Origin of the sequence: Pseudomonas sp. IPO3747, assembly GCF_013385245.1 — a bacterium.
GTDB lineage: Bacteria > Pseudomonadota > Gammaproteobacteria > Pseudomonadales > Pseudomonadaceae > Aquipseudomonas > Aquipseudomonas edaphica.
The window spans coordinates 76,696-90,285 of the sequence record NZ_JACAQL010000019.1 but is presented as its reverse complement, the minus strand read 5'-3'; the positions used below and the strand labels follow the sequence as shown (position 1 = coordinate 90,285).

At 60.0% G+C, this 13,590-nt stretch carries 14 protein-coding genes; 6 read left to right on the top strand and 8 right to left on the bottom strand.

What is annotated here, in order from left to right:
* The gene (locus HX790_RS21470; RefSeq protein WP_017139758.1) at window positions 1-1,065 is read left to right on the top strand and encodes an imelysin family protein; all 1,065 of its coding nucleotides are present in this window, start codon (window positions 1-3) and stop codon (window positions 1,063-1,065) included.
* A 2-nt stretch (window positions 1,066-1,067) separates the two neighbouring features.
* Entirely contained in the window at window positions 1,068-2,168 is a 1,101-nt protein-coding gene (locus tag HX790_RS21465) for a DUF1513 domain-containing protein (RefSeq protein WP_026013899.1), read from the top strand.
* A gap of 54 nt (window positions 2,169-2,222) precedes the next feature.
* Here the strand turns inward: HX790_RS21465 and HX790_RS21460 are convergent, their stop codons facing one another.
* The 5 genes from HX790_RS21460 to colR all read right to left on the bottom strand — a co-directional run bounded on the left by HX790_RS21460 (window position 2,223) and on the right by colR (window position 5,994).
* Window positions 2,223-2,450, bottom strand: a complete 228-nt coding sequence (locus HX790_RS21460) for a hypothetical protein (RefSeq protein ID WP_017139756.1) — start codon at window positions 2,448-2,450, stop codon at window positions 2,223-2,225.
* Window positions 2,447-3,166, bottom strand: a complete 720-nt coding sequence (locus tag HX790_RS21455) for a lipopolysaccharide kinase InaA family protein (protein WP_017139755.1) — start codon at window positions 3,164-3,166, stop codon at window positions 2,447-2,449. Before HX790_RS21455 ends, HX790_RS21460 begins: the two co-directional genes overlap by 4 nt.
* A 4-nt stretch (window positions 3,167-3,170) precedes the next feature.
* Complete coding sequence (locus HX790_RS21450) at window positions 3,171-3,851, bottom strand: class I SAM-dependent methyltransferase (protein ID WP_017139754.1); 681 nt, start codon at window positions 3,849-3,851, stop codon at window positions 3,171-3,173.
* A 189-nt stretch (window positions 3,852-4,040) separates the two neighbouring features.
* On the bottom strand, window positions 4,041-5,321 hold the full coding sequence (locus HX790_RS21445) for a HAMP domain-containing sensor histidine kinase (RefSeq protein ID WP_017139753.1): 1,281 nt from the start codon (window positions 5,319-5,321) through the stop codon (window positions 4,041-4,043).
* The gene (gene colR, locus HX790_RS21440; protein ID WP_003175870.1) at window positions 5,311-5,994 is read right to left on the bottom strand and encodes a two-component system response regulator ColR; all 684 of its coding nucleotides are present in this window, start codon (window positions 5,992-5,994) and stop codon (window positions 5,311-5,313) included. Before colR ends, HX790_RS21445 begins: the two co-directional genes overlap by 11 nt.
* A 200-nt stretch (window positions 5,995-6,194) precedes the next feature.
* Here colR and HX790_RS21435 point away from each other — a divergent pair, with 200 nt between their 5' ends.
* The 4 genes from HX790_RS21435 (at window position 6,195) to HX790_RS21420 (ending at window position 10,664) form a co-directional block, all read left to right on the top strand.
* On the top strand, window positions 6,195-8,144 hold the full coding sequence (locus tag HX790_RS21435; protein WP_099549364.1) for an LTA synthase family protein: 1,950 nt from the start codon (window positions 6,195-6,197) through the stop codon (window positions 8,142-8,144).
* 77 nt (window positions 8,145-8,221) lie between these two features.
* Complete coding sequence (locus HX790_RS21430; protein WP_017139751.1) at window positions 8,222-8,917, top strand: response regulator transcription factor; 696 nt, start codon at window positions 8,222-8,224, stop codon at window positions 8,915-8,917.
* Window positions 8,910-10,205 (top strand): sensor histidine kinase KdpD, encoded by a 1,296-nt coding sequence (locus HX790_RS21425; RefSeq protein ID WP_017139750.1) that lies wholly within the window; start codon window positions 8,910-8,912, stop codon window positions 10,203-10,205. Before HX790_RS21430 ends, HX790_RS21425 begins: the two co-directional genes overlap by 8 nt.
* A gap of 81 nt (window positions 10,206-10,286) precedes the next feature.
* Window positions 10,287-10,664: a hypothetical protein gene (locus HX790_RS21420; protein WP_176992096.1), complete on the top strand. Its 378-nt coding sequence runs from the start codon at window positions 10,287-10,289 to the stop codon at window positions 10,662-10,664.
* A 194-nt stretch (window positions 10,665-10,858) separates the two neighbouring features.
* On the opposite strand, the gene groL is transcribed toward HX790_RS21420, so the two are convergent.
* The 3 genes from groL to HX790_RS21405 form a co-directional block, all read right to left on the bottom strand.
* Window positions 10,859-12,505, bottom strand: a complete 1,647-nt coding sequence (groL, locus tag HX790_RS21415) for a chaperonin GroEL (protein ID WP_017139749.1) — start codon at window positions 12,503-12,505, stop codon at window positions 10,859-10,861.
* A gap of 49 nt (window positions 12,506-12,554) precedes the next feature.
* Window positions 12,555-12,851, bottom strand: a complete 297-nt coding sequence (groES, locus tag HX790_RS21410; RefSeq protein ID WP_017139748.1) for a co-chaperone GroES — start codon at window positions 12,849-12,851, stop codon at window positions 12,555-12,557.
* A 247-nt stretch (window positions 12,852-13,098) separates the two neighbouring features.
* Window positions 13,099-13,575: an FxsA family protein gene (locus HX790_RS21405; protein WP_016975517.1), complete on the bottom strand. Its 477-nt coding sequence runs from the start codon at window positions 13,573-13,575 to the stop codon at window positions 13,099-13,101.
* Window positions 13,576-13,590: the final 15 nt, after the last annotated feature.

Genomic DNA, 13,590 nt, shown 5'->3' with positions numbered 1-13,590 from the left:
ATGTTCCGTCCCAAGTTGCTATTCACCAGCCTTGCCGCCCTCGCCCTCGGCGCCTGCTCGCCCCAGGACCCGCAGGCGGTGACCTCGGCGGCCATCGCCAAGCAAGTGATCCTGCCCACCTACAGCCGCTGGGTTGAAGCCGACCGCCAACTGGCCGTCAGCGCCCTCGCCTACTGCCAGGGCAAGGAAAGCCTGGAGACCGCCCGCGCCGACTTCCTGCATGCGCAAAAAGCCTGGGCTGAGCTGCAGCCGCTGCTGATCGGCCCGCTGGCCGAGGGCAACCGTTCGTGGCAAGTGCAGTTCTGGCCGGACAAGAAAAACCTTGTGGGCCGACAAGTCGAACAACTGGTCAGCGCCCAGCCGCAGATCGACGGCGCCGCCCTGGCCAAGTCCAGCGTGGTGGTGCAAGGCCTGTCGGCCTACGAATACATCCTCTACGACGCCAAGACCGACGTCGCCGACGAAGCCCAGAAAGCCCGTTACTGCCCACTGCTCGTGGCCATTGGTGAGCGTCAGAAAACCCTGGCCGAAGAGATCCTGGCAAGCTGGAACAGCACCGATGGCATGCTCGCGCAGATGACCAAGTTCCCGAACCAGCGCTACGCCGATTCCCACGAAGCCATCGCTGACCTGCTGCGCGTGCAAGTCACCGCACTGGATACCTTGAAGAAAAAACTCGGCACGCCGATGGGCCGCCAGACCAAGGGCATCCCGCAACCCTTCCAGGCCGATGCCTGGCGCAGCCAGTCGTCCCTGCAAAGCCTGCAAGCCAGCCTGGCGGCGGCGCAGACCGTGTGGGTCGGCGTCGACAACAAGGGCCTGCGCGGCCTGCTGCCGTCCGAGCAGAAGCCATTGGCCGACAAGATCGACGCCGCTTATGCAGCCTCGCTCAAGCTGTTCGCCAGCAACCAGCGCACGCTCAACGAATTGCTGGCCGACGATGCCGGGCGCCAACAGCTCAATGACATCTATGACAGCCTCAACGTGGTCCACCGCCTGCACGAAGGTGATTTGGCCAAGGCGCTGGGCATTCAACTGGGCTTTAACGCCAACGACGGTGACTGATGATGCTCAGGCGACAGGCTTTGGCGGTTGGCAGTGTGCTGCTCAGTGCACTCACTTTGGGTGGCTGGACGCTGTTCAAACAAAAGAAGCAGGCACCGCTGCTGCTGTCGGCACGCGATGATGCGGACGGCAAGCACTATGCCGTGGGTTTTCGCCTGGACGGCACGCAAGTGTTTGCCACCCAGGTCGGCCAGCGCTGCCATGACATCATCAACCACCCGATACTGCCGATTGCGCTGTTCGTCGCCCGTCGCCCGGGCACCGAGAGTTACCTGATCGACCTGCGTACTGGCACGCTGCTGCAAACCATCACCTCCAATGCCAATCGCCATTTCTATGGCCACGCGGTGATCCACAACAGCGGCGACTGGCTGTACGCCACCGAGAACGACACCTCCGACCCCGGCCGTGGCCTGCTCGGTGTGTACAGGTTCGAGGGCGAGCGGCTGGTGCACAGTGGCGAAATCTCCACCCATGGCATCGGCCCGCATCAAGTGTCATGGATGCCCGACGGCGAAACCCTGGTGGTGGCCAACGGCGGCATTCGCACCGAAGCCGAAAGTCGTGTGGAGATGAACCTCAACGCCATGGAACCGAGCCTGGTGCTGATGCACCGCGACGGCAGCCTGATCAGCAAGGAAACCCTGGACCAACAGATGAACAGCGTGCGGCATATGGGGATTGCCAGCGATGGCACAATCCTCACCGGGCAGCAGTTCATGGGGCCGTCCCAGGAGCGCTCCGAGTTGCTCGCGATCAAGCGCCCAGGGCAGCCGTTCGTGGCGTTCCCGGTGGCCGATGAGCAACTGCAAGCCATGGGGCATTACACCGCCAGCGTCGCCGTGCACAGCGAACTGCGTCTGGTCGCACTCACAGCGCCGCGGGGTAACAGGTTTTTTATCTGGGACATGGACAGCGGTGCGCTGCGCCTGGACGGACCGTTGCCCGACTGCGCCGGTGTAGGCGCTGTGGCGGATGGCTTTGTCGTCACCTCAGGCCAGGGCCGTTGCCGCTTCTACGATTGCCGCCAGCCGCAGTTGGTGGCCAAGCCGCTGGAGCTGCCCTCGGGGCTTTGGGACAACCACTTGCACCTGATAATTTGAGAAAAAAAAAGGGCCTCGCATCGCAAGGCCCTTTTGTCGGGGGTGTGGAATCTTTCAACTCTGCGGCCTCATCCCTTGGGACATCCCGAACATGAACAACAGCAAGTCATGATCCGGCTTGGCCGCCACACTCGTCTTGGCAACACGTGGCAGCAGGCATTGCCCGCTACCCTGCGCCGCACTGAGCACCTGTGTGCGAGGTTGTTCCCACACAGCCAGCGCCAGGGCTGCAATGCCCAACGCGCCGACCAGGAACACACCTCGTGCTATTTCTAGCTTCATCTAGTTAAGCCCTTGATAGCGCTGCCAAACGCCGTCTCGTAAAAGTAGCTGAGTTTTTCCCAGTCGGTACTGTTCCACGACGAATGGCGACGCAGTTGCAGCATGTCATGGGAAGCGGCCCGATAAGCGGTCAACCGCTGGCGGCACTTTTCAAAATCCAGCAGCGCCACTTCCACGTTGGCCGAGTCGCCTTCGCCGGTCACTCGTACAAAAATGTGCTTGATGTACAGGCAACCATGTTGCCAGCGGCCCTTGTGCATGCGCGCCAGGGTGCCCGCCAATTCCTTGAGCATGCGCTCATGGAGCAACTCGCCGTACTGCTCACGGCCGCCGGCGGCGTACCAGTTTTCGATCTCGTCGAAACCGTCCAGGGACGCCGTGACCAACAAGGCTTTCCATTGGTGCTCGGGGTCACGGCGTGCGCCGCAGAACACCAGTTCCGGTACGCGTACATCCAGCGAACGCAGGCCTTTGAGGGCGTCACGTTCGCGCAACACGGTCGGTCGTCCGAACGGGTGAAGCCAACTGCGGTAGATATGACCGGTCTGACGCTTGCTGTAGAGCAAGCGGCCATTTGGGCTGACCACCCGCTGCACACCGCTTTCACCACCGCGTCGGCGGTTGGGTTCCTCGACCCACTCGCCCTGCTGACGCCAGAAAAAATCAAATCGTTCTTCGGGAGCTACGTGACTGCCTGATACGCACTCAACTGCCATCCTGTTACCTCTTACGCAATACATAGACTCGCCACATGGCGTAGAGCGGCATGAAGTCCAGGGATTCCTGGACCCGGAAACCGGCCTGCTCAAATTCTGCCTCGACAGTAGCAGCCGGTAACACAAACCGGTTTTGGTAACCTTCCTGCTCACCTTTCTTGCGACGCTTGGCTTCGGCGCGCTTGCGTTTCCACGCCTTGAAATTGCCATCCACCCACAACGAAATAATCACGCTGTCGCGGGTAACCCGCTGAAATTCTTTCAGTATTGCCAGCCTGTGCGCCGGATCACCAATGTGGTGCATCAAGCGCATGCAAAAAATACTGTCGACCGAGTTATCGGGCAAATCGATATCAAAGGCAGACGTTTGCAAAGGCCGTACCCGCTTCACCACCTCCGCCGGCTGGGCGACGGTGGCAACTTTCAACATCGACTCCGAATTGTCAGCGCCGATAATCACACGGTTGGGCTTCTCCGCCAACAATGGCCAGAACCGCCCGGCACCGCAAGGCAGGTCCAGCACCAGGCCCGGCTCACCCGCCAGGGCCAACGCACCGCGCGCCAATTGCTCGTCGCGTTTGTGGGACAGCCGGCGAGCCAGATTGTCCTGATGCTTGAGCAAATAATTCTGCGCGTGCTGATCGTCGTACTTTTCGGAAAAATCGAGCTTGATTGGGGTAGACATCAACGGATCTCCAGTAGCTGATGCTTACAACCTTAAGCAGCAAACTGTGATCAACAGGTCAACCCGTTGTGAAAAACTTGTCCTGTCCAACCCCATACATTTCAAGACTTTACAGATACAAGCAGTGGCATGGGGCCATCTTCGCCGAAAAGCGGGGTATCTGCCGCAGGATAGCGGCAGGGAAAGTACTCAGGGTTTGACCTGGCTCAACTCGACATGGAAACGGCAGCCATTGGGCTCCATAGTACTCAGGCTGACGCTCCAGCCCTGGCTCTCGCAGATGCGTTGCACCAGCGACAAGCCCAGGCCGAGGCCTTCTCCGCGCTTCTCGCTGCCGCGCACAAAGGGCTCGAACATCGCTTCACGCTTGTCCTCGGGAATGCCCACCCCAGAGTCTTCGACGATAAAGCCACTCGGTTCCAGCGTGAGGCGGATAAAGCCCTGCTCGGTGTAGTGCAACGCGTTGCGCAGCAAGTTGCCCATCACGGCGTGCAAGAAGGTGGTGTTGTAGCGGGTATCCAGGGGATTGCCCGGGTTATAGATCAACTCAAGGCCCTTTTGCTCGATAGGCCCTCGCCAGATGCCGAGTAAGTCCTCCGCCACCTGCGTGACGTTGACCTGCGGCGACATGGCGGCATCATCGTGTTTGGCACGCGCCAGCATGAGGAAGGTTTGCACCAGCTCGCGCATTTCTTCGCACGCACGGGCGATTCGCAGCACTTGGTTGCGGCCACGCGGGTCAATAGCCGGGTTTTCCAACAGGAGCTCGCAGGAACTGGCCAGTACCATCAACGGCGTGCGCAGTTCGTGGCTGACGTCGCTGGTGAACAGCTGCTCACGGGACAAGGCCGCGCGCAGGCGGCCCAGGGTGGCGTCGAAAGCCACGGCCAACTCGCCGACTTCATCGGCGGCGTAGTCCGGCGCCAGCGGCGGCGCCAAGCCAAGCAATTGGTCACGATGGCGCACCTGGCGGGCCAGACGCACCACCGGCGCCATCACCTTGCGGGCCAGCACCCAACCAAGGAAAACCGCCAGTGCGAGGCTGAGCACAAAGCCCACCAGCACCACGGCAAACAGCACGCGCTCGCGCTCTTCGAAATCGCTTTGGTCTTGCAGCAACACATACCGTCGGCCATCCACCACTTCAACCATGGCGTGGTACGACAGCGATTCGCGGAATACTTCGTGAAAGCCCGGCTCCAGGTGCCGAAGGTCTTTGGGCAGCTCGAAATCCCCAGGGCCGCCGCTGAAGTAAAACAGCTGGTCGGGCTCGGGCCGGTGGCTCCAGTCCTCGACACTGTCCATCAGCAACAGGCGCTGCAGGTCGCCGCCCAGGCCGGCCGAAATCAGTTTTTCTTCCACCAGGTGCACGGTCGCAATGATGCCCATGGCGAAGGCCCCCGCCACCAACGCACTCATCAAGGCAAAGGCGATGATGATCCGCTGGGCAAGGCTTTGCTTAAACTCCATCACGGCCCTCGGCCAGGCGATAACCCACACCGTGTACCGTTTGCAGCAACGGCTTGGCGAACGGCTTATCGATCACCTGACGCAATTGGTGAACGTGGCTGCGCAGGCTGTCGCTGTCCGGGCAATCATCGCCCCACAGGGCTTCTTCGAGGATTTCGCGGCGCAGTACGTGCGGGCTTTTTTGCATCAACACGGCGAGCAGTTTCAGGCCCACCGGGTTGAGCTTGAGCAGGCGCCCTTCGCGGGTGACTTCCAGGGTATCAAGGTCGTAGCTCAAGTCACCGACTTGCAGGGCACGGCGCCCGCCGCCCTGGGCACGGCGCAAAACGGCTTCGATGCGCGCGGCCAGCTCGGACAAGGCAAAGGGTTTGAGCAGGTAGTCATCGGCGCCGGACTTGAAGCCCTGCAGCCGGTCATCCAATTGGTCGCGGGCGGTGAGCATGATCACCGGCGTATCGCGGCGGGCGTCTTCACGCAGACGTTTGCACAGCGTGTAGCCATCGATACCGGGCAGCATGATGTCGAGCACGATCAGGTCGTAATGCTCGGTGGCGGCCAGGTGCAGGCCCGACAAACCGTCCTGCGCGCAGTCCACGGTGTAGCCTTTTAGCCCCAGGTAATCGGCCAGGTTGGCCAGAATATCGCGGTTGTCTTCAACCAATAGAATTCGCATGGGCAGTGTCTCCGTACGCGGTAACGGCCTTGTTGGCTCGCGCAGCTTAAGGCCAAGTGTGGCTCAGGGATAGACCTTGAGGTCACGTCGATAAAGGTTTTCAACCAATTACATATTCCAACAAGTTTTTCACTATAGCTTCACAAACTGATTACAGTGTCAGGTCGAACATCGCGCCCATCGATATAAGGAATATGGACATGGGTTTTTTCAAAACAGCGCCTATGCGCTTTCTGCTGCTCGTCACCGCCACCTGGCTGGTGATTTTCCTGCTGACCCGCAGCGTGCTGCTGATCACCCATCTGGATGAAGTCGGTGGCAATTTGCTGCCGGTGTTTGGCGTGGGTTTGCTCTATGACCTGAGCTTCCTGGTGTATGCCGCCTTGCCGCTGGGCCTGTATCTGCTGCTGTGCCCGCCCGCGTTGTGGCGCCGCCGCGGCCATCGCTGGTTCCTGCAAGCGGTGCTCACCGTCAGCGTGTTCGCCATGCTGTTCACTGCGGTCGCTGAATGGTTGTTCTGGGATGAGTTCGGTGTGCGCTTCAACTTCATTGCCGTCGACTACCTGGTGTATTCCAAGGAGGTGTTGAACAACCTGCTGGAGTCCTACCCGATCGGTAAGCTGCTCAGTTTGTTGGCGATGCTGGCGATAGTCGTGAGCCTTGCCCTGCGCAAGCCGTTCAATGCGGCGATGAACGCCCCGCTCCCTGCCATGCGCGGCCGCTTGCTGAATGCCCTGTGCCTGTTGGTAGCTGCCGGTCTGAGTGTGCAATTGATCAGCCAGAACAGCCCGCGTGCCCAAGGCGGCAATGCCTACATGAACGAATTGGCGAGCAACGGCCCCTACCAATTTTTTGCCGCCTTTCGCAATAACGAACTCGATTACACGCAGTTCTACAAAAGCCTGCCAACCGAAGTTGTCGCCAAACAGTTGCGCGCAGAACTCAGTGAACCCAATGCGCACTTTATCGGCACAGACCCGCTGGATATCCGCCGCACTATCGACAACCCAGGCACATTGCGTAAACCCAACATCGTGCTGGTGACCATCGAAAGCTTCAGCGCCAAATACATGGGCAGCAATGGCGATGAGAACAACCTGACGCCCAACCTCGATGCGCTGCGTAAACAAAGCCTGTACTTCAATAACTTCTATGCCACCGGCACCCGCACTGACCGTGGGCTGGAAGCGATCACCTTGGCGATTCCACCCACGCCCGGCCGCTCGATCGTCAAGCGCATTGGCCGTGAAAGCGGTTTCGCAAGCCTTGGCCAACAACTCGGTGCCGTCGGTTACGACAGCGTGTTCGTCTACGGCGGGCGCGGTTACTTCGACAATATGAACGCGTTTTTCAGCGGCAACGGTTATCGGGTCGTCGACCAGAGCAGTGTGCCGGAAGCGGAAATTTCGTTTAAGAACGCCTGGGGCATGGCTGATGAAGACCTCTACCGGCAAACCCTGAAACTCGCGGATGCCGACTACGCCAAGCAGCAGCCTTTCCTGCTGCAACTGATGACCACGTCCAACCACCGTCCCTACACCTACCCGGACGGGCGCATTGATATCAAGTCCGGTAAAGGCCGTGACGGCGCCGTCAAATACACCGACCACGCTATTGGCGAGTTCCTCGACGCGGCACGCCAGAAACCCTGGTTCGATAACACGATTTTCGTGTTCGTCGCCGACCACACCGCCGGCAGTGCAGGCAAGGAAGACTTGCCGATCACCAACTACCAGATCCCGCTGTTCATCTATGCCCCCAAGCTGATCGAAGCCCGGGAAAGCGCACAACTGGCCAGCCAGATCGACCTTGCGCCGACCTTGCTGGGCCTGATCAACCTGAGCTACGAGTCGACCTTCTTCGGCCGCAACCTGTTGCAGGACAACCCGTTGCCACCGCGCGTGGTGGTCGGCAACTACCAGTATCTGGGGCTGTTTGACGGCAAGGACCTGGCCATTCTAAGCCCACGCCAGGGCCTGCGTCGCCACGATCAAGCCCTGGGTGAAAGCCAGGAGCTGCGTGTAGGCAGTGATGATCCGTTGATCCAACGCGCAATCACCTACTACCAAGCGGCCAGCTATGGCTACACCCAACAATTGCTGAGCTGGAAGGGGCCGAAGGAAGTGCCCCCCGCAATCAGCGTACGCTGACAGCTGCGTTCTGGCCCTTGCCTACCACAGGGCAAGGGCGTGACACTTGCGCCATCCTCCGGCGATGGCGCCTTTGCATGTCCGACTCCCTGTTGCTGATTGAAGATGACCGCCCATTGGCCGCGCTGACGGCCGAGTTCCTGCGCGCGGAGGGTTTTACCGTCGCCGTGGAGCACCGTGGTGATCGCGCCGCACAGCGCATTCTTGATGAAAAACCGGCACTGTTGATCCTCGATGTCATGTTGCCGGGCATCGACGGTTTTACCCTGTGCCGCCAGATTCGCGACAGCTACCCCGGGCTGATCCTGATGATGACCGCGCTGGATGAAAACGCCGAGCAATTAACCGGATTCGACGTGGGCGCCGACGACTACGTGGTCAAACCCGTCGACCCGCTGCTATTGCTGGCCAGGGTGCGCTCGTTGCTGCGTCGTCATCGCCAGGCGCCCAATGCGTCTTATCAGTGGGGCGCGTTTCGGTTGGACCTTAATAGCCATTTCGCCTGGCTCGACGGTACGCCATTGCAATTCTCGGTGGCCGAGTTCGAACTGCTGGCGATTTTCGCCCGCCATAGCGGCGTGTTACTGACCCGCGAGAAACTCCTGCAAAGCTTACGCGGCCTGGAATACGACGGGCTTAACCGCTCCATTGATATGCGTGTGTCGCGCCTGCGCAAAAAGCTGATGACCCTGGCCTGCCCGGTGACCATCCAGACCATCACGGCCCAAGGCTACCTGTTTGTCGAAATCCCCCAGGCGGCCCAGCATGTTTAAACTGCGCCCCTGGATGGTGGCCGTGGCGGGCGCGGGCTGGACGAGCTTGACCCTTTATCTGTTGTGGCTGTGCACCAACGCCTCGGTGTTTGTCGGCGAGGACAGTTTTTTGCGTTTGATGGCCGGCCCAGGCTATTTGGTGGCCGAGCAGCTCAAAGGCTTGCCTGCCGAGAAACGTGAAGCGCGCATGGACATCCTGCGCGCGCACTTCCAGTACCCGGTAGAGCTGATCCCGTATGACGACGTCGAATTGCCGCCCGAAGCCATGGTCATGCTCGAACACCAGCAGCCGGCACTGAACAGCGACGAAGACATCAGCTACTTCCCGCTGGACGACGAAACCGTGATCCGATTCGGCCCTATGTGGGGTAGTGCCGAGGTCAAGGACCTGCTGAAATTTCCGATTTTCTGGATGACCGCCTGCGTCGCCGGCTTGCCGGTTTTGCTGTTGCTCGGCCTCGGTTTGCGTGCGTACCGACGGCATAACAAAGACCTGGCCACACTCAACACGTGCCTGGGCACGCTGGCACGTACGCCAAACGTGATGCTGCCCGCCCTGGGCAAGGAATGGACGCCGTTGCTGCTGACTTTGCAACAGCATGCGCGGGACATCAGCGCCATGAGCGAACGCCATCGCGAAGTCTCTCAAGCCGTCTCCCACGAACTGCGCACACCGCTGGCGCGCATGCGTTTCGCCCTTACGTTGCTGAGCAAGAGCGAAGACCCGCCGACCCGCGCACGCCTTCAGGAGCGCTTGCAAACCGATGTCGAAGAACTCGAAGCCCTGGTTCGCGCCAGCTTGGCCTTTGCGCGAATGGCCGGCGCGCCGACCGATTTGCAGCACGAACCCATCAACCTGCGTGATTGGCTGCACCAGGAGTTCGCCTTACTGGATGGGCACCACCGTCAATTAAGCCTGGAAACCGAGCCTGCACAGCTTGAACTGATCGGCGACCGTGCCCTGCTGCACTTGATCGTGCGTAACCTCTTGAGCAACGCCATCACCTATGCGCGTGATCGAGTGTGCGTGAGCGCCACCTACCAGGGTGAGCAGCACTTGGTGCTGCATGTCGACGATGATGGCCCCGGTATATTGGCGGAGAACCGTGAAAAGATTTTCGAGCCTTTTGTGCGGCTTGCCATGGGCGGCGACGAACCCAGTGGCTTCGGCCTCGGCCTGGCGCTGGCCAAGCGCGCAACCCAGTGGCACCACGGTGAGTTGTCGGTAACCCGCAGCCCGCTGGGCGGCGCACGCATGAGCCTGATACTGCCGTTGCGCCCTCTTTAGAGCGCTGTTACAGCCTGTGACAGCCAAGCCATCCCATCGCCCGTAACCTCGCCAACTGAATCCCGGTTGGAGAGCCCTGTCATGCATCCCCGTAAGAAGCATTTGCCCACCTTGATGCTGTCGCTGTGCATCGTTGCCGGCGTGTTCGTGCCCGGTAATGCGTCGGCCTCGCGCCTGGCGGTTACGGACAAGCCATCACCACGGATGGAAGACAAACACGCTGGCGATCACACCGCCAATACGGCACGTCGGCCAACGGCGCAGGATGCGCTCCTCACCCCGCCACCTCGGAGGTGGCCCCGAGCCGCCAGCGTTGAGAAACTCACGCACCTGCCTGTCCCTGGCCCACTCAACCAAACTGCTGCACCGCAACCCGTGGCACTTATGCCGGCTGCCCAAGTAACCCTGGCAAGGGGCATGACCTTCAGGAAGCTGTTGCGGCGTCGTACATTGGGTTGAGATCAACACAGGCAGCCATGTGGGAGCCGGGCTTGCCCGCGATGCAGGCGACTCGGTATGTCTGGTGCACCGAGGTGATGCCATCGCAGGCAAGCCAGCTCCCACATGGGAGCTTCTGCATTTTGAATACTGCACAAAAAAGCCCCGCCTGCATCACTGCAAGCGGGGCTTTTTAATAGCTGGGTAAGGCTGGCTTACATCATGCCGCCCATGCCACCCATGCCGCCCATGTCTGGCATACCGCCGCCAGCTGCGCCTTCAGCCTTTGGCTTGTCAGCGATTGCAGCTTCGGTAGTCAGGATCAGGCTACCGATCGAGGCTGCTGCTTGCAGCGCGGAACGAGTCACCTTGGTAGGGTCCAGGATGCCCATTTCGATCATGTCGCCGTATTCGCCAGTCGCAGCGTTGTAACCGTAGTTACCTTTGCCGTTCTTGACTTCGTTGACCACAACGCTTGGCTCGTCGCCGGAGTTGGCAGCGATCTGACGCAGCGGCGCTTCAACGGCGCGACGCAGAACAGCGATACCGACGTTCTGGTCAGCGTTGTCGCCGGTCAGATCAGCCAGTGCTTCCAGAGCGCGGATCAGCGCAACGCCACCGCCAGGTACCACGCCTTCTTCAACGGCTGCACGGGTTGCGTGCAGGGCGTCTTCAACGCGGGCTTTCTTCTCTTTCATTTCAACTTCGGAACCGGCGCCAACCTTGATCACTGCAACGCCGCCGGACAGCTTGGCCAGACGCTCTTGCAGTTTTTCACGGTCGTAGTCGGACGAAGTCTCGGCAACCTGGGCACGGATCTGAGTGATGCGAGCCTGGATGTCCTGCTCAACGCCAGCACCGTCAACGATGATGGTGTTTTCTTTGGAGATGGTCACGCGCTTGGCGCTACCCAGGTTTTCCAGGGTGGCGCTTTCCAGGCTCAGGCCGATCTCTTCGGAGATAACGGTACCGCCGGTCAGAACGGCGATGTCCTGCAGCATGGCCTTGCGACGGTCGCCGAAGCCTGGCGCCTTGACGGCGGCGACTTTAACGATGCCACGCATGTTGTTCACAACCAGAGTCGCCAGGGCTTCGCCTTCAACGTCTTCGGAAACGATCAGCAGTGGGCGGCCGGCTTTGGCAACGGCTTCCAGCACTGGCAGCATTTCGCGGATGTTCGAGATCTTTTTGTCGACCAGCAGGATCAGCGGGCTGTCCAGCTCGGCAACCATGGTCTCAGGCTTGTTGACGAAGTACGGGGACAGGTAGCCACGGTCGAACTGCATGCCTTCTACAACCGACAGTTCGTTTTCCAGGCCAGTGCCTTCTTCAACGGTGATCACGCCTTCTTTACCGACTTTTTCCATGGCTTCGGCAATGATGTCGCCGATGGAGTTGTCGGAGTTGGCGGAGATGGTGCCTACCTGAGCGATAGCCTTGGTGTCGGCGCATGGCTTGGACAGCTTTTTCAGCTCAGCAACGATGGCGATGGTCGCCTTGTCGATGCCGCGCTTGAGGTCCATCGGGTTCATGCCGGCAGCGACGGCCTTGTAGCCTTCGTTGACGATGGCCTGAGCCAGTACGGTAGCGGTGGTGGTGCCGTCGCCTGCGTCATCGTTGGCACGGGAGGCAACGTCTTTGACCAGCTGCGCGCCCATGTTTTCGAAACGGTCTTCCAGTTCGATTTCTTTGGCTACCGAAACGCCGTCCTTGGTGATGGTCGGAGCGCCGAAGCTCTTCTCGATAACCACGTTACGGCCTTTAGGACCCAGGGTCGCTTTTACCGCGTCAGCCAGGATGTTGATACCGGTGAGCATTTTCTTGCGGGCGGAATCGCCGAATTTAACTTCTTTAGCAGCCATGATCGATATTCCTTAAATACTTTGTAGTAACGGGAAAATGAGCGGGGAATCAGTCTTCCAGAACGGCGAGAATCTCGTTCTCAGCCATGACCAGCAGGTCTTCGCCGTCGACTTTCACAGTGTTGCTGCCGGAGTAAGGGCCGAAAACAACCTTGTCACCCACTTTTACGGCCAGCTCACGTACTTGACCGTTTTCCAGCGTCTTGCCCGGGCCTGCAGCGAGAATCACACCGTGGTTGGCTTTTTCAGCAGCCGAACCTGGCAGAACGATACCGCCAGCGGTTTTCTTTTCTTCTTCGCTGCGACGGATTACGACGCGGTCGTGCAGAGGACGAAGCTTGCTCATTGTCGATCTCTCCTAATTGTGTTTTTCATCGGCCGGTATCGATACCGGCAAGTTGTATTCCGGCGGTGCCGGTCGCGCCTCGCCAAGCAAGACGCGGAAGTCTGTCTGGTGTCGCCACCAGAAACCTTGCGGTGACCGTTACATAAGGGCGCATAAGCTTATTACAAGAGGCCGCGACGGAAATTTTTTACGAATGCCGGGCGGCAAAAGCAGCACGGCCCCCAAAGGCGCCGTGCAGGTCATGCGGTTATTTGCTGTCGCGGTGTTCGAACTCGCCTTCGATCACATCCCCTTCACGCCCCAACGGCTGGCGTGGCGCCGGGCCGCCACGGGGTTGCAGGTCATCGGCGAAGGCGCGCTGGCGGATCGCCGCTTCTTCAGCTCGCTGGCGCATCTTGCCGGCCAGCAGCTTGCGGGTGAACGGCAGCAGCATGACCAGGCCGACCACGTCGCTGATAAAGCCCGGCAGGATCAACAGGCCGCCGGCCAAGGCCATCATCAGGCCTTCAAGCATGGTCTGAGCAGGCAGTTCGCCGCGGTTCAGGCTTTCACGCGCACGCAACGCCGTGGCCAGGCCGGCGACGCGCAGCACCAGGACGCCGAGCATCGAGCCGAGAATAATCAGCAACAGTGCCGGGAAAAACCCGATGGCACTGCTGACTTGAACAAATACGAACAGCTCCAACACCGGGAACAGCAGAAAGAGCAATAAAAAAGGGCGCATCAAATGGTTCCTCAA